Origin of the sequence: Gilliamella sp. W8145 (genome assembly GCF_016101145.1) — a bacterium.
GTDB lineage: Bacteria > Pseudomonadota > Gammaproteobacteria > Enterobacterales > Orbaceae > Gilliamella > Gilliamella apis_A.
In genome coordinates, this window is the sequence record NZ_JACFRC010000003.1 from 65,618 (window position 1) to 81,689 (window position 16,072).

A 16,072-nucleotide genomic window follows, 5' to 3' on the forward strand; every position below is an offset into this window, starting at 1 on the left:
AGACAGTAAAATTGGTTTAACTGATATATGGCTGATGATAGTGATCTAGATAAAAGTGAACAACCCACCGATAGTAAATTAAAAAAGGCTAAGGAAAAGGGGCAAATTCCTCGATCTCGTGAGTTAACATCGCTAATGATATTGTTAGTTGGCATTATGTTATTTTGGATAATGGGAACACATTTTGTCAGCAAATTAAAAACAATTATTCAGCACGCCATGTTAGTTGCCCACCGAACCGATGATGATAAACAGATTATTTTCAATTTAATTAATTTATTAACCGCTGGATTTTGGGCAATTTTACCTATTTTTGTGGGATTAGTTATTGTCGCTATCATTGCTCCGCTTAGTGTTGGTGGTTTGCTGTTTAGTCTACAATCGATTAAACCTAATTTAGGTAAATTGAATCCTATTAGTGGATTTAAACGGTTATTTAGTCTGCGAATTTTTTCAGAACTGTTTAAAAGTATTCTTAAAGTGGTTTTAATCGCTTTTGCTGCAGCTCTATTTTTGATACATCAATTTCCTAATATGTTAGCACTACCCAGTATGTATTTAAATAATGCGTTATCTCAGGTAATGCAATTGCTGATTTATGCTAGTTTATTGATTGTATTAGCCTTAATACCAATGGTAGGTTTTGATATTTTTTACCAAATATGGAGCAATTTGAAAAAGTTAAAAATGTCGAAGCAAGAAGTGAAAGATGAGTTTAAAGAGCAAGAAGGTAATCCGCAAATTAAAGGGCGTATTCGACAAATGCAGCAGGCAATAGCAAGGCGTAGGATGATGAAAGATGTCCCTAAAGCTAATGTTATTGTGACTAACCCAACCCATTATGCGGTTGCTCTGCAATATGATGAAAAAACCATGAGCGCTCCCAAGATATTGGCTAAAGGTACCGATAATATAGCGAGCAGAATCAAACAAATTGCTCAAGAGCATCAGATCCCACAATTAGAAGCGCCACCTTTGGCTCGAGCATTATATCGCCATGGTGAGATAGGTAAATCAATACCAGCAGAGCTCTATGCTGCGGTAGCACAAATTCTCGCTTGGGTTTATCAATTAAAAAGATGGCATAGATATGGTGGTGAAAAACCACTCAAACCAACCAATTTATCAATCCCAGAATCTTTATCTGTGAATAAATAAAGGTAATTGTAATTGTTATGATGAAATCAAAATTAACTAATCTATTATCAATAAATAGCTTAAAAAGTGGTCATTATCGAATTTTAACTGGGCCAATGTTGATTTTATTGATTCTTTCGATGATGGTATTACCTTTACCCGCATTTATTTTAGATCTCTTTTTTACTTTTAATATTGCCTTATCGATTATCATTTTGATTGTGGCACTGTTTACTAAGCGAGTTCTTGATTTTGCCGCTTTTCCCACCGTTTTATTGTTTGCAACTTTATTGCGCTTATCCCTTAATGTTGCCTCAACTAGAGTGGTGTTACTAAAAGGCCATACTGGTAGTGACGCGGCTGGTCGAGTAATTGAAGCTTTTGGCCACTTTTTAGTTGGTGGTAATTTTGCCATTGGTATTGTTGTGTTTATCATTTTAGTTATTATTAACTTTATGGTAATCACTAAAGGCGCTGGTAGGATAGCTGAAGTAGGTGCTCGCTTCGCATTAGATGGTATGCCGGGTAAGCAAATGGCTATTGATGCCGATCTTAATGCTGGATTAATCGGTGAGGATGAAGCTAAAGCTCGGCGTGCAGAAGTTACTCAAGAAGCCGATTTTTATGGCTCTATGGACGGGGCAAGTAAATTTGTGCGTGGTGATGCTATCGCTGGTTTATTGATTATGGCGATTACCATTGTTGGTGGCTTATTAGTTGGGGTGATGCAGCATGGTATGACATTATCCGATGCCAGTACAACCTATGTGCTATTAACTATTGGTGATGGATTAGTTGCGCAAATTCCTTCCTTAATTATTTCCACTGCTGCCGGTGTTATTGTGACGCGGGTCACTTCACAAGAAAACATCAGTGACCAAATGTTAAAGCAGTTATTTAATAATCCACAAGTATTAATTTTAACTGCGGTTGTAATTGGGTTACTTGGCCTTATTCCGGGTATGCCAAATTTAGTATTTTTAATGTTTACGGCTATTTTATCGCTCATTTCGTGGTGGTTAAGTAAACAGAAGAAACTTGAAAAGTCAGTCTCTACTCCGCAACAAAATGTAGCAGCAACTAAACCGTCAAATGTTGACGCTTCATGGTCTGATGTCAATATTGAAGATATTTTAGCGATGGAAGTCGGATATGGCTTAATCCCTATGGTCGATCAAAACCAAAATGGTGAATTATTAGGCCGAATTCGCAGTTTACGCAAAAAGTTTGCCCAAACATTAGGTTTTTTACCACCGCAAGTACATATTCGCGATAACCTCTCATTATCACCTTATCAATATAAAATTTTTATAAAGGGTGGTGAAATAGGTCAAGGTGAAATTATGAATAACAAGTGGTTAGCGATTAATCCTGGCACAGTGACCGAAAAAATTGATGGTATTGCAACAACTGAACCCGCATTTGGTTTACCTGCGGTTTGGATAGATGCCAATAATAAAGAAGCTGCCCAAATATTAGGTTATACCGTGGTTGATACCAGTACTATGATTGCAACTCACTTTAATCATTTATTGCATCAATTTGCCAGTGATCTATTAGGGCGTTTAGAAACGCAAGAATTACTGGAGCGCATCAAACAAGATATTCCTAAATTAGTCGAGGATTTTATTCCTGGTGTCGTACCATTAACCACGTTTCATAAAATTTTACAAAACTTGTTGGCCGAAAAAGTCTCTATTCGTGATATGCGTACGATTATTGAGACAATTTGTGAACAAGCACCTAACCAAAATGATGCTTACCATTTACTTAGTATTGTTAGAATCGCATTGGGTAGAGTGATTACTCAGCAGTGGTTTCCGGGAACAGAGCCGGTAAAAGTGATTGGATTAAGTATCAGTTTAGAGCGAATATTACTACAAGCGTTACAAAATACCAGTAATGTTGAGCCTGGTTTGGCGGAACATATACTCCAACAGCTTCAGCAAGCCCTTAATCAGCAAGATGCAATGGGTGCACCGCCAGTTTTATTAGTTAATCATACTTTGCGGGCTATGCTGGCGCAATTTTTAAGACCTAACTTTCCACAATTAGCGGTATTATCAAATTTAGAAATCAGCGATAATCGTGAAATCAAAGTGACCTGTCAAATTGGTAGTGAATCATGATGATAACATTGAATTTACTACCTAATTTTGCTGGTCACTTAATTGAGCTATTTCTTTTCAAAAATAGTTCCTTTTTTGAACGGCGAATCTTTAAAGGTAAATTTGGTTAATAAAATATAACTAATTCCACCAACAACAAAACCGACAATCCATGTTAAGCTAACTTCATAAAATGCAGCCGCTGAGCCAATCAGCATTGCTAAAATCGCTGCAGGGTTAAAACCAGCAAATTGACCGTTATTATCATATAGCGTGTTTACATCAATTTTTTGTCGACGTAACAGATAATATTCCACCAATAAAATTGCTACAATTGGCCCTAAAAATGCCGAATAAATTAAGATAAATAAACCTAATCCTTTAGCTGACGTATCTTGAACTAACACCCATGGGAAAGAAGCAATAGCTAATAAACCCGTAATGGTTACCGCCACTTTATATTTCGCTTTAGTTAATAAAGTAATTACGTAAGCAGGTGGGATGATGTTAGCAACAATATTTACGGCAATGGTACCTAATACAATAAAGGATGAGACTACAATGGTAATATATGGATTATTTACTACAATGGCGAACGCTTTAACTGGGTTCGAGTTACCGGTGACTGATGCTAACATTACACCAATAGTAATAATAAAGCCGTAAGCGACAAAAATGGGTAAAAAATAGAGTAGGCCACGTTTGCGATTGCTAAAACCTGATTTTAGTTCTCGTGAATAATCAGCTGCACTAAGAAAAATTGCTGCATAATTACCCAAGAACATCATAATAAAGCCACAAAATGGTAGTCCCCAAGTTCCTTCGGCATTTACCCATTTATCGATAATAATATCTTGGTGATTGTTGAGTAATAGAATAAAGACATAAACTAATGCACACAGAATCACCACTGAAATTAGGGTTTCGACCCATTTTATAGCATGGAATCCATATAGTGATAAGGCTATTTGGAAAAATTGTAAAATAAGGAAACAAATAAATACATTATCGAAATCACCATTAGATAATATTTTTACAATCTCATTGAGTGCCGTGGCACCGATCCAGCTTTGAAAACCATACCAAACAATAGCAGGAATACCGCGGAGCAATGAAGAAATAATCGCACCTTTTATGCCAAATGACATTCGCAATTGCACGACATAAGGAATACCTGATCGATATCCTAGACGATCATTAAAGACAAAAATTGTGGTAATGATTAATATTGCGATAAACGTTGCGGCAAACGTTTGGAAAATATTCATGGTGGCGACACCAGCTACGACTAAGCTAGCACCTAAGGTCATATTACCCAAATTCATACCATCACCAATCCACATAAAGGCATAAGCCAAAGGATTCATTGTTCTATCTTTGCTAGATTTGGGTAATAACGAACTATCAATCTGCAATGGTGTCGTCGATGACTGTGCTGTGTTATTCTTCATTATTTTCCTTTCCTACCTATTTTATTTTTTTATCGTTTTAATTTTATGATTAACGTCGAATAAAACTACCTCTCGGCGTTGCATCAATACCAGAATCAATCTGATAAATGGTTTTTCCTCGTAATATGGTTTGCACAACTTGAGCACCAATTTGTCTACCCACATAAGGGCTAAATTTATTACGATATTCGAGATCTTGTGCAGTTAAAACATAGTCTGAATGAGGTTTTATAAAGATAATATCTGCGTCTTTACCAACTTGAATTGATCCCTTGGTTGGTAAGTTATATCTTTCGGCTGGATTTTTAGCGATGATATCGGCAAACTGTTTTAATGACATACCGCGTTTTTGAACGGCTTCATCAAACAAAATATCGACATTATTTTGCACACCTGAAATTCCTCCCCATGCATCAAACGCATTGGCTTTATCTTTTAAATCGTAGGTACATGGTGAATGGTCAGATACGGCGGTGATAATGTGGCCGGCAAAGAGATATTTCCACAAACCTTCTTGTGCTTGTTGATCACGGATTGGCGGAGAACATTTTGCAATTGGGCCAATTGCATCTAATTGATCTGTAGTGAAATAGAGGTAATGAATACAGGTTTCACAAGTGACATTAACACCTTCTTGACGTGCTTTTATTACTTCTTCAACTCCTTCTGGACAAGCTACATGGCAAATATGAATTGGGCAACCGGTTTGTTTGGCAAAAAAGATAGCTCGGCGAATAGCTTCTACTTCAGTGAATGCCGGACGAGTTGCTACGTATTGTGATAATTTGCTTTCCCCTCGTGCTTTGGCTTGTTGTCCCAAAATATCTGTGATTGCTGCATTTTCGGCATGAATAGCTAAAATTTTACCGGTTTTAGCTATTTGGCGCATCCCTTCCCATAATGCATAATCATTAACATTAGCGAAATCACCGTCAAGATTTGGGTCACCACAGGTTGCCATAAAGCATTTAAACGCAGCAACACCTTCTTGAACTTGTTCTTCTATACCATTATTAGTTAGGTTATAGGGAACTAATCCACCATATGAAGCAACGTCAACATATAATTTACCTTCACCAGCTGCATATTTGGTTCGCAATGTTTCACCGCTGGTGGTAGCAGGAAGTTGATTTAGTGGCATTTCGACAAAAGTTGTCACCCCACCTTTTGCACATGCTTTGGTTCCAGTAACATAACCTTCCCATTCATGGCGGACACCGCCAGGTTCGCTAATATGCACATGAATATCAACCATTCCCGGGCTGACAATTAAACCTTCAGCATCGATAATTTGCTCTGCTTGCTCCAAATTAGGGCCAATAGCAGCAATTTTGCCATTTTTTATTGCAATGTCGGTATTAGTCTCGCCTGATTCGAGAATAACAATACCATTTTTAATGATTAGATCGTACTGCATAAGCGTTTTCCCAAGTAAAGTGATAACAAATTAAACACATAATAATTCATATTATCAGTATTATTGGCATTATCAAATTATTCATAATAATCTTTTATTTATGCAATAAGCATGCCAATAATTGAACAGTTAACCGATAACCGGTCTAATCTAATTTTTTCAATTGTTAGCGCACTAAAATGATCCATTTATATACCAAAGGTTGGTGTTTTTGCACCATTTTGGTTTGTTGGCGTGAGTGAACAAATATGGTTAGTCGAGTGGAAAGTTTAAATGATTTTCCTTACATTAAAATAACCGTTTGTATATAGGCTATCTTAATGTAAGGTTATTTATCGATATCTATTATTCAGCGACAACAGTGAAACGTTGTTTGATATGTTGGGCTTTTTCTGCTTCATCAATCATAGCGACCGCATAGTCAGCGTAGCTGATTTGACTTTTACCTTGGCTGTTAACTAAGAATTGCTCGCCACCAACAGTATAATGACCAGTTCTTGCTCCATCAGCAATAAACTCAATTGCTGGGCTTAAATAGGTCCATTGCACATCATCACAGGTTCTTAGTTGATCTAAAGCTTTCGCCATATTGTTGGCTAATGGTTTAAATTCATCAGGGAAATCTGGTGAATCGGCTAAACGAACGGTATGCTCTGGGTCGACGTATAAACTGCCGGCACCACCAACAACTAATAAACGGTTAGGTTTACCGCTTAAAATATCGGTTAAATGTTTAAGGCTAGTTTGATGTAATGGTAATGATTCAGGTGTCCAAGTACCAAATGCATCAATAATCACATCAAATGGTTTTAAATCGTCATAAGTTAATTGAAATAGATCTTTAACTAATACTTTCGCTTTTGCGTCGCTATTTGAACTTGGTTTACGTACGATAGCTGTGACATCATGTCCTCGTGATAATGCTTCTTTAACCAATAGTTGTCCTGATTTACCATTTGCACCAATGACTGCAATTTTCATCTTGTTCTCCTTAATACGACTTAGATAAATTAATTTTTTTAGCTTAATATCCAAAGTTTCTATTGTAAAGTAGGTACCAAGTAGTAATATAGTTACCGTTTAGATACTATTGTTGAAATTAAAGGAATTTTGTTATGCAGGTGATTGAAAATTTACCGCCATGTCCTGTTGAAACTACTCTATTATTAATGGGTGACAAATGGAAAGTCCTAATTGTGCGAGATTTGCTGACAGGTACCAAACGTTTTGGTGAACTGAAAAAATCACTAAATGGTATATCACAAAAAGTGCTTACTTCTCATCTACGCACTATGGAAAAAAATGGCCTAATCACCCGTAAAGTATACCCACAAGTGCCACCTAAAGTGGAATATACCTTAACTGAAGTTGGAGAAAGTTTAAAGCAAGTACACGATGCTATGTTAGATTGGGGAAGTATCTACAAATCAAAATATAGCACTAAAACGAGTAGGGTTTAAGTTTACTCAGAAAAGGGGCTATTCTGCCCTTTTTTAATAAGTATGCTTGGCGCTTAGCCATCAAATTCTTCCCAACCAAAATAAAATTCATCTCGGTTTAGATTTATATTACAAGCAATAATTATTGTCTTTGGATAAGGGTTTTGTTCAGTTTTCGATGTGGTATATTTATAGTAATTATAGTAATCGTCAATACCATCCCTGCGTAGTATTTGTTAAATACAATAAAGCTGAGATTCTATGCTATCGTCTTTCCTATAGCTAATGCTGTGGTTGATAAATCCAATATAATCAATGTAATGATTAAAAATTACTTATTGAGTCAATTTAAATTTTTAAATAATGGCAGTCATGAGAATAATTGACTTTGCTATCAAGATTTCGCAGTCGATAACAATAAATCGATTACTAGCAATATATGCTGATGATTATAATAAAAACAAATTAAAACAATACACTAATGTTATTTTTGAATAATAGATTAAGTTGTTTTGCCACCGCATAATAAGCGTCAATATCGCTATTTTCTTTAATCTATATTACTATGATTTAATTGATATTCATTCAACAAATTGATTATGAGTAAATCATCAACTAATTTAACCATTAAAGATATAGCTAAATTAAGTGGCGTCAGTAAATCGACGGTTTCACGAGTGATTAATCATGATCCTATGGTGAAGGAATCAACTCGCAATAAAGTGATGGCAATTGTTGAACAATATCAATTCACTCCTTCAAAATCAGCAAGAGCAATGCGCGGTTATGGTAGTAAGGTTATCGGTATTATTGTCACACGCCTTGATTCAATATCTGAAAATCATGCTGTGCAAAGTATGTTGCCGATTTTTTATGCCAATGGCTATGATCCTATAATTATTGAGAGTCAATTTAGTGCCGTAAAAGTCGCCGAACATCTGACGATGTTAAGAGAAAAACAAGCTGATGGTATTATTGTGTTTGCTTTTACGGGATTGGACAGTTCATTGTTAACGGTTTGGCAACATAAATGTGTGGTGATTGCTAGGCCATTTCCGGCTTATTCTTGTATTTGTTATGATGATATTGGTGCAGTAAATAAAGCACTAACTTACTTATATCAATCAGAAAAACATAAAAAAATAGGTTTTATTGGCGTTGATAAACAAGATCAAACTACTGGTGGTTTACGTTATCAGGCCTATATTGATTTTTGTACTGCCTATAAAATTCAAGCCAATGCCGTACTTGGTAATTTAAGTTATTATTCTGGTTATGAGCTTGCCGAATCGGTGTTAGTTCATTCACCAACAGCGGTAGTTTGTGCTACTGATTCGATTGCTTTAGGCTTAAATAAACTTTTATCGGAAAAAAATATTAATAATATTGTTGTTATTAGTATCGGTAGTAGTGAGTTGCTAAATTTCTTATTTTCTCAAACGATAACGGTTGATCTTGGTTTTGATAAAGCTGGCATCTATGCGGCAAACGAGCTATTACTGATGTTAGAAAAACAAGTAAACGCTAAAATTATTACTGTTCCATCCCAACTACTGAAATAATTCACTGTGTATCGCATTTAGCTGTGATTATCTGAAAATTGTGAGATTTATCACAAAAAGGGAACGTTCCCATTTATTTAAATAGTCATTCCATTTATGCTTAATCTCTATCAAATTAGGATCGAAATGATTTAACTAAAAACCAAAATATTGGTTTAAATTGAAAATAAGGAGACTTAACAATGGCGAAAGCACCTAAAGTTTCAACCGCATCAATTATGCAACTAATTGAGCTGGTTGGCGGAAAAGAAAATATTGCCAGTGTCACCCATTGTTTAACTAGATTAAGATTTGCGCTTGCTGATCCGAAAATAGCCAATGTTGACGCTATTGAAGAATTACCTTTTGTCAAAGGCTGTTTTAATAATGCTGGGCAATTTCAAATTATTATTGGTACCAATGTCGATAGTTATTACAAATTATTGATTGAACAACTAAATATTGATGAAGCAACCAAAGAACAAACCAAGGCAGCTGCTAAGCAAAATATGTCGTGGTTTGAACGGTTAATTTCAAACTTAGCTGAAATCTTTGTGCCATTGTTGCCAGCCTTAATTGCCGGTGGTTTATTACTTGGCTTGCGTAATGTGATTGGTGAAATGCCAACTATTGACGATAAACCTCTTACCGATACCTATCATTGGTTAGTACCGATTCATAGTTTCTTATGGTTACCTTGTGAAGCGATTTTCCATTTTCTACCGGTGGCTATTTGCTGGTCAACTGTTAAAAAAATGGGGGGATCGCCTGTTTTAGGTATTGTTTTAGGTATAACGTTAGTTTCACCACAATTGATGAATGCTTATAATTTGGGTAAGGTTATTCCTGAAGTATGGGATTTTGGTTGGTTTACCATTGCCAAAGTGGGTTATCAAGCACAAGTTATACCATCAATTTTTGCTGGATTAGCATTAGGATGGATTGAAACACGCCTTCGTAAAATTATTCCTGATTACTTAAATCTAGTGATTGTGCCAATCGTTGCCTTAATGCTATCAGTCGTCTTAGCACACTTTATTTTAGGGCCTATTGGACGCATGCTTGGTGATGGGATTGCTTATGTGGTTAAGTATTTAATGACCGGTGATTATGCCTTTATTGGTTCAGCTATTTTTGGCTTCTTCTATGCTCCTTTGGTTATTACAGGTATTCACCACACCACATTAGCCATCGATATGCAGATGACCGAAAGCATGGGGGGTACACCTATTTGGCCAATTATCGCTTTATCCAATATCGCCCAAGCATCAGCGGTGGTTGGTATCATCTTAATAAGTAAAAAACATAATGAACGAGAAGTCTCCATTCCTGCGGCAATATCTGGCTATCTCGGTGTGACAGAGCCGGCGATGTACGGTATTAATTTACGCTATAAATTCCCAATGTACTGCGCCATGATTGGTGCCGCTTGTGCGGGATTAATCTGTGGTTTAAATGGCGTATTATCCAACGGTATCGGCGTGGGGGGATTACCAGGTATTTTATCGATAAAGCCAGTTTACTGGTTGATTTATGCATTGGCGATGTTAGTGGCGATTGTCGTTCCGATCTTATTAACGATAGTGGTTTATAAGATAAAACAGAAAAAAGGCACGCTCAATGTCCAATAAAAAATAGCGCGGGTGATTCACCCAACTTTACAGAAGAGTGAATATTACAATTTACTGATTAAAAATAAAGAGCAAGTGATGAATAAAATTGATATTCCGTGGTGGCAAAACGGCACCATTTACCAAATCTACCCAAAAAGTTTTCAAGCCAGCCAAGATAGTGCCACAGGCGATTTATTAGGCATCATTAGCCGATTAGATTATCTAAAAAAACTCGGCATTAGCGCAATTTGGTTAACGCCGATTTACCCATCACCGCAAATAGATAACGGCTACGATGTTGCCGATTATTACGATATCGATCCGGCTTATGGTTTAATAGCGGATTTTGAATTATTAGTCAAACAGGCGCATGAACGTGGCATCCGCATTATGATGGATATGGTGTTTAACCATACCTCAACCGAGCATCCATGGTTTAAATCAGCCTTAGATAAATCTAGCCCTTATCGCTCATTTTATATCTGGAAAGATGCTAAGGCTGACGGTAGCGAGCCCAATAATTGGCGCTCCAAGTTTGGTGGTAAAGCATGGCAATGGCATGAACAATCTGGGCAATATTACTTACACCTATTTGCTAAAGAGCAAGCAGATCTTAATTGGGAAAATCCACAAGTTCGCAACGAAATTAAGAAAGTATGCCAATTTTGGGCAGATAAAGGCGTTGATGCATTAAGACTAGATGTGATTAATTTAGTCTCCAAACAACAGGATTTTGTTGATGACAACAATGGTGATGGTCGACGTTTCTATACCGATGGCCCCAAAATCCACGAGTTTTTACAAGAGATGAGTCGCGATGCTTTCCAACCTAATGATCTCAAAACCGTTGGCGAAATGTCTTCGACCTCATTAGCCAACTGTTTGCAATATGCCTCGTTAGACGGAAAAGAGCTCACTATGACTTTTAACTTTCATCATTTAAAAGTTGATTATCCAAATGGTTATAAATGGGCATTAGCTAAACCAGATTTGCTTGAGTTAAAGAATATTATTGGTGATTGGCAAACTGGGATGCATGCTAAAGCATGGAATGCCATTTTTTGGTGTAATCATGACCAACCGCGCATTGTGTCACGCTTAGGTAATGAAAACCAATATCACCGTGAATCAGCGAAAATGCTTGCTATGTTACTATATGGATTACAAGGTACGCCATATCTCTATCAAGGTGAAGAGATCGGCATGACCAATCCGCATTTTAATAGTATTAACCAATATCGTGATGTCGAAAGTTTAAATATCTACCAAGAAAAAATAGCTGAAGGGATGAATGAAGCGGAAATTTTAGCAATTTTAGCGAGTAAATCACGTGATAACAGTCGCACACCTATGCAATGGGATGATAGCTTAAATGCTGGTTTCACAACGGGAAAACCATGGATTGAGGTAGCAAATAATTATCGACAAATTAATGTCAAAGCCGCATTGGCTGATCAGAATTCGATCTTTTACTGCTATCAAACATTAATTAAATTACGCAAAGAGTACCCAATCTTTATTTTTGGTGATTATCAAGATTTAACCGCCAATATTGCTGATTATTGGTGTTATTTGCGCCGTTACAATAATCAACAACTACTAGTGATAACCAATCTAACTGAGCAACCTGTTAACTGGCAGTTACCAAAAACCTTACAAGGTAGTAATTGGCAAAGATTATTGAGTAATTATCAGCAAGCAACAGCAGTCGACGCTGAAATCCAATTAAGACCATACGAAGCATTATATTTATTGGCTGGTGATGATAAATAATAAGCTTTAGTAAAATTGAATGTAAAAAAGCGCCGTTATTAAAATAAGCGCTTTTTTATTAATCATTATGATTGATATAAGTGATTACGCATAGTTAGTAAAACCGCTAATGCTTTTTGGCGATTAGGTTGGTCAGGTAATCGCGATGACAATGATGCGGTTTCAATTTTTGCTAATAACGACTCAGCAAGTTGCATAATCTCATCATAGCTTAATTTACCTTGCTTAATGGCTAACAGTTCATCGCGATTAGATCGTTTATTGGTAATGGTTCCTTTTGTCATGATTTCGTAGGCAACTTGCAATAACCGAATGGTATGCATCATGTTTTTAGCATCAAAATCATTGCCATTTTCAATATTATTTTTATAACGTTGTTGATTACGATTGGCGACCCATTGCCAATACGCTTTATAGTCACGGCAATGCGATGAGAAGCCATCACGATTAAAACTCAAATAAGCCATTACAGGGGTATCGATTTTCACCGAAGATAAACAGAGTTCCGTTGAATCTTCATGCTGAATAATGCCATGATAACCACAACTGCCTGACGCATCATAGAAAAGGGCATATAAATCCTTACCATGAGGTATATTAACTAAACCACAACACTGTTGCTGTAAACCATTTTTTGTTAACCAGTTGGTCATTGGATAAGTATGTTGCCCTTGAATAATATAACAAAAATCCAGTACTGTTTTTCGTTTAACTTCTACTGGGTTATTGATTTTTTTATTCAACCCTTTAGCTTTTTTTATTTGCGATATTGCATAGTGAGCAAATGTTTGTTCGGTTTGTTTAGATAAAAAAAGATCAAGGGTCAACTGCTGCATAATCGGATGTTGATATAAAATACATTCCGAGCTGGAAGCTAACACTTCTAAAATATTAGGGTTATTTTTAAGCAGTAATTCAACAAACCGGCCTAATTCATAATAAACAATATCATTTGAGGCATTACTAATTTGCGGAATGTATTCAAGTCCATAAAATTTTTCTTTTGGTAGATAAAATACCCCTTTGATATCAGTATCGGATGTTTCAGTGGCTAATCCAAAAGCACGGCTACCACTGATAACCTCAAATAAGATTAAATTTTGCCTTTTTAAATCATCAATTGTCATTTGATATTCTTTTCCCTATTGCAAATCCATCAATGTTTTTATGAAAAATTGATCTAATTTAGCTGGTTTAAAATGCCGTTCTGTTATTGGTGCAACCTGTTGCAAGATATCATTCATCGATTGTTCAATAAATAGTAATATTTCAGGATCGATAGCGATAAGTTGTGATTCAGCCATGGTTGCTTTTTGCTCAATAACCTTATTGATTTTGTTACGTAAATTTTCGGGCAATAGCGTCAATAATGGTGCTATTGCCATCGGTGCGATTTGCTGTTTTTCTAAACACCATTTAGCACATAATAGTGGTCTTAACACATAAAATAACTTTTTGACACCAATTTGTTGCCCTTCACTACTTTGCCAAGCACTTTTCGCTATACCTAAATAGTGAAAAATATTACCGCGGGCATTAAAAAATTCTGTGCATAATTGCCATAATGGCTCAGCGATTGCAGCATTTTGCTGATAAATGATTGGTGACTGCAACCACTCAAATGGCGTAGTATTGGATTTGCGAATTAACTGTAACGTTTTTTTCAAATCCCACCCATGTAAATCCAACTCATCGTCGATTGGAAAAGTCAGATGAGAAGCAGGATTATCAATTGATAAATATTTATCAAGTGGATGAATATAAATAAAACGAACATCATAATCACTATTTGGTGAGGGAAATCCCCATGCTCGGCTACCAGACTCACAGGCAAAAATGATATTGATGTTATATTGTTGTTCTAATTCAATAAGTTTTTCTTGTATACGGTTTTGCATTTTCAATAACATCCTTATTAATTTTTATAATAACCATCAATTGAATAAAATTTTTAATCATTCATTTCAGCTATTAATGCGGCTAAATCTTCTTTAATCTCGTCATCAGGTTCGATGATTACCAATTCTTGTATTGCTGTTTTGATATTGTCTGACCATAATGACCGCTCCCAAGCTTTTATAGCATTTAATGCCATAGTTCGATGTCGTATTAGCGGGCTTTTTAAAGCGATTAATAATAAATTTTCACCAACCTCAGGAAAACGATTAAGTTCTTGTAATATCATTAATAATATATAATGTGCATCATCTTCGCCAAAGCCATCATCCAATGTTGGTCCGGTTGCGAGTTTAGCAAAATCATATTGTTGATTAGCTAATTGAATAACTTGTTGGATTCTTGATATTGAATCACTTTGCATCAAATCATTCCACTGATCACCATTATATTTTTTCTGATATTCAAATCGTGCTGGCCATGCATCAAAACCATATTGAGAATAAAGTTCTGCTGCTAGCGAAAATTGATTCTCATTGTTAGCCGTTAGGTTTTCTTCAATCAATTCTAGCCATTTATCTTGTTGAATAAACTGATTAGCTTTTTCGATTATTTCATCTTTTATTTGTTCGTGCCAGTTAGGCGTATTTTCATCTACCTCTTCAGCAACAAAATTATGTATTAATTTTACCGTTCGTAATATATTCAGATCGACTAAGTTTGGTTGTTTAAGTAGATGAGTTAAATAACTGGCACAAACTTGAGCACCAACATCATAACAATATATATCCTCAGCAGGCCCACCGTTAATTAATGCTTCTAGAATTTCACCGATTGAGCTAATTAATTCATTATCAATACTCTCTTGCTCTAACACCTTATCTAATTCACCGGCTACTGCGCAGGTATAAGCAAGATATTCATTCATAATGCTATTTTGATAACCAGCTCTTAACAACCAATCTTTGCTTGATGATGATAATGGATAGTTGGTTAACCGTTCGACGATTTGAATACGTCCCCAACCATCAACTTTTTGGGCTAGTTTCATTAAGGTATTTTCAATATCATTTTCAGATGATAATGTATTTTCTAATGCAATAGCAGAATATAAGCTAAACTCATTATGCATACCGAATAACATAAATAATTCGGTTTGTTCGGTGGTAAAACAGCCCAATATAGCAATACTAAATTTAATGATTTCACGATCAGGACTATTAATGGCTAACCAATAGACAAACTCATATAATTTATCAAAATCAACATCAATGTTCGGTATTGCTTCAGCTAAATCATCAATAAAGCTTAATGTACGTTCAGTGGTGACTAAATTATACAGTTGCTCGATATTTGATTGATTAGGTTGTATTGTTATTTGTTGAAGCAACATTAGCATATTTTCTGCACAATTTTGTTCTGTTGATGCGCCGTGATGATTGATAACACCATCCATTGCTCCATCTGCCCATTTGAATTCGTTATTATCCAAAGATTCATCAGGGAGTGTTTGCGCTATATCTGGTAATTTATCAGCATTTTGATAAGGGAGTAAAAACTGATAAATACTGATTCTATTGTTATCCCATACTATTGGAAATGGTTGCTCAGTTGTTGTGTTTAAATTCGTTGTCATTGTTTATCCTTAAAATATCTTATCGTTATCGTGAATGATTAATTGTTTATATCAAAATGTT

Annotated in this window: 12 protein-coding genes; 6 read left to right on the forward strand and 6 right to left on the reverse strand. The window is 35.8% G+C overall.

The features are described 5' to 3' along the window. The first annotated feature begins 27 nt into the window (after positions 1-27). Entirely contained in the window at positions 28-1,158 is a 1,131-nt protein-coding gene (gene flhB, locus H3T80_RS09360) for a flagellar biosynthesis protein FlhB (protein WP_198201509.1), read from the forward strand. Between the two features lie 20 nt (positions 1,159-1,178). Continuing rightward, positions 1,179-3,266: a flagellar biosynthesis protein FlhA gene (gene flhA / locus H3T80_RS09365; RefSeq protein WP_198201613.1), complete on the forward strand. Its 2,088-nt coding sequence runs from the start codon at positions 1,179-1,181 to the stop codon at positions 3,264-3,266. Positions 3,267-3,313: 47 nt separating this feature from the next. Here flhA and H3T80_RS09370 read toward each other — a convergent pair whose 3' ends face one another. From H3T80_RS09370 to H3T80_RS09380, 3 genes are all read right to left on the reverse strand, one after another. Beyond that, positions 3,314-4,696 carry an NCS1 family transporter gene (locus H3T80_RS09370; RefSeq protein ID WP_110448814.1) on the reverse strand — a complete coding sequence of 461 codons (1,383 nt, stop codon included), beginning with the start codon at positions 4,694-4,696 and terminating at the stop codon, positions 3,314-3,316. A 49-nt stretch (positions 4,697-4,745) separates the two neighbouring features. Continuing rightward, positions 4,746-6,113 carry an allantoinase AllB gene (allB, locus tag H3T80_RS09375; RefSeq protein WP_198201510.1) on the reverse strand — a complete coding sequence of 456 codons (1,368 nt, stop codon included), beginning with the start codon at positions 6,111-6,113 and terminating at the stop codon, positions 4,746-4,748. A 345-nt stretch (positions 6,114-6,458) separates the two neighbouring features. Further along, positions 6,459-7,094 (reverse strand): NAD(P)-dependent oxidoreductase, encoded by a 636-nt coding sequence (locus tag H3T80_RS09380; protein WP_086363605.1) that lies wholly within the window; start codon positions 7,092-7,094, stop codon positions 6,459-6,461. Positions 7,095-7,228: 134 nt separating this feature from the next. Here H3T80_RS09380 and H3T80_RS09385 point away from each other — a divergent pair, with 134 nt between their 5' ends. The 4 genes from H3T80_RS09385 (at position 7,229) to treC (ending at position 12,479) form a co-directional block, all read left to right on the forward strand. Continuing rightward, the gene (locus H3T80_RS09385; RefSeq protein WP_110448811.1) at positions 7,229-7,573 is read left to right on the forward strand and encodes a helix-turn-helix domain-containing protein; all 345 of its coding nucleotides are present in this window, start codon (positions 7,229-7,231) and stop codon (positions 7,571-7,573) included. 578 nt (positions 7,574-8,151) lie between these two features. Beyond that, positions 8,152-9,114 (forward strand): trehalose operon repressor TreR, encoded by a 963-nt coding sequence (gene treR, locus H3T80_RS09390; RefSeq protein WP_198201511.1) that lies wholly within the window; start codon positions 8,152-8,154, stop codon positions 9,112-9,114. A 182-nt stretch (positions 9,115-9,296) separates the two neighbouring features. Continuing rightward, positions 9,297-10,724 (forward strand): PTS trehalose transporter subunit IIBC, encoded by a 1,428-nt coding sequence (gene treB, locus H3T80_RS09395; RefSeq protein WP_198201512.1) that lies wholly within the window; start codon positions 9,297-9,299, stop codon positions 10,722-10,724. A gap of 78 nt (positions 10,725-10,802) precedes the next feature. Next, a complete protein-coding gene (treC, locus tag H3T80_RS09400) occupies positions 10,803-12,479 on the forward strand; it encodes an alpha,alpha-phosphotrehalase (protein ID WP_198201513.1) in 1,677 nt (558 codons plus the stop codon). Between the two features lie 65 nt (positions 12,480-12,544). Here treC and H3T80_RS09405 read toward each other — a convergent pair whose 3' ends face one another. The 3 genes from H3T80_RS09405 to H3T80_RS09415 are packed head-to-tail and all read right to left on the reverse strand — an operon-like array spanning position 12,545 to position 16,011. Next, a complete protein-coding gene (locus tag H3T80_RS09405) occupies positions 12,545-13,606 on the reverse strand; it encodes a DNA polymerase beta superfamily protein (protein WP_198201514.1) in 1,062 nt (353 codons plus the stop codon). Positions 13,607-13,621: 15 nt separating this feature from the next. Then, complete coding sequence (locus H3T80_RS09410) at positions 13,622-14,377, reverse strand: nucleotidyltransferase domain-containing protein (RefSeq protein ID WP_198201515.1); 756 nt, start codon at positions 14,375-14,377, stop codon at positions 13,622-13,624. A gap of 53 nt (positions 14,378-14,430) precedes the next feature. Then, the gene (locus H3T80_RS09415; RefSeq protein WP_198201516.1) at positions 14,431-16,011 is read right to left on the reverse strand and encodes a hypothetical protein; all 1,581 of its coding nucleotides are present in this window, start codon (positions 16,009-16,011) and stop codon (positions 14,431-14,433) included. Between the last annotated feature and the right edge of the window lie 61 nt (positions 16,012-16,072).

What these genes read in the sequence shown, in the direction of transcription:
- H3T80_RS09380 (WP_086363605.1), bottom strand. Translation starts at nt 7,094, where the DNA reads ATGAAAATTGCAGTCATTGGTGCAAATGGTAAATCAGGACAACTATTG.
- flhA (WP_198201613.1), top strand. Translation starts at nt 1,179, where the DNA reads ATGAAATCAAAATTAACTAATCTATTATCAATAAATAGCTTAAAAAGT.
- H3T80_RS09410 (WP_198201515.1), bottom strand. Translation starts at nt 14,377, where the DNA reads ATGCAAAACCGTATACAAGAAAAACTTATTGAATTAGAACAACAATAT.
- H3T80_RS09370 (WP_110448814.1), bottom strand. Translation starts at nt 4,696, where the DNA reads ATGAAGAATAACACAGCACAGTCATCGACGACACCATTGCAGATTGAT.
- H3T80_RS09415 (WP_198201516.1), bottom strand. Translation starts at nt 16,011, where the DNA reads ATGACAACGAATTTAAACACAACAACTGAGCAACCATTTCCAATAGTA.
- H3T80_RS09405 (WP_198201514.1), bottom strand. Translation starts at nt 13,606, where the DNA reads ATGACAATTGATGATTTAAAAAGGCAAAATTTAATCTTATTTGAGGTT.
- treC (WP_198201513.1), top strand. Translation starts at nt 10,803, where the DNA reads ATGAATAAAATTGATATTCCGTGGTGGCAAAACGGCACCATTTACCAA.
- H3T80_RS09385 (WP_110448811.1), top strand. Translation starts at nt 7,229, where the DNA reads ATGCAGGTGATTGAAAATTTACCGCCATGTCCTGTTGAAACTACTCTA.
- treB (WP_198201512.1), top strand. Translation starts at nt 9,297, where the DNA reads ATGGCGAAAGCACCTAAAGTTTCAACCGCATCAATTATGCAACTAATT.
- allB (WP_198201510.1), bottom strand. Translation starts at nt 6,113, where the DNA reads ATGCAGTACGATCTAATCATTAAAAATGGTATTGTTATTCTCGAATCA.
- treR (WP_198201511.1), top strand. Translation starts at nt 8,152, where the DNA reads ATGAGTAAATCATCAACTAATTTAACCATTAAAGATATAGCTAAATTA.
- flhB (WP_198201509.1), top strand. Translation starts at nt 28, where the DNA reads ATGGCTGATGATAGTGATCTAGATAAAAGTGAACAACCCACCGATAGT.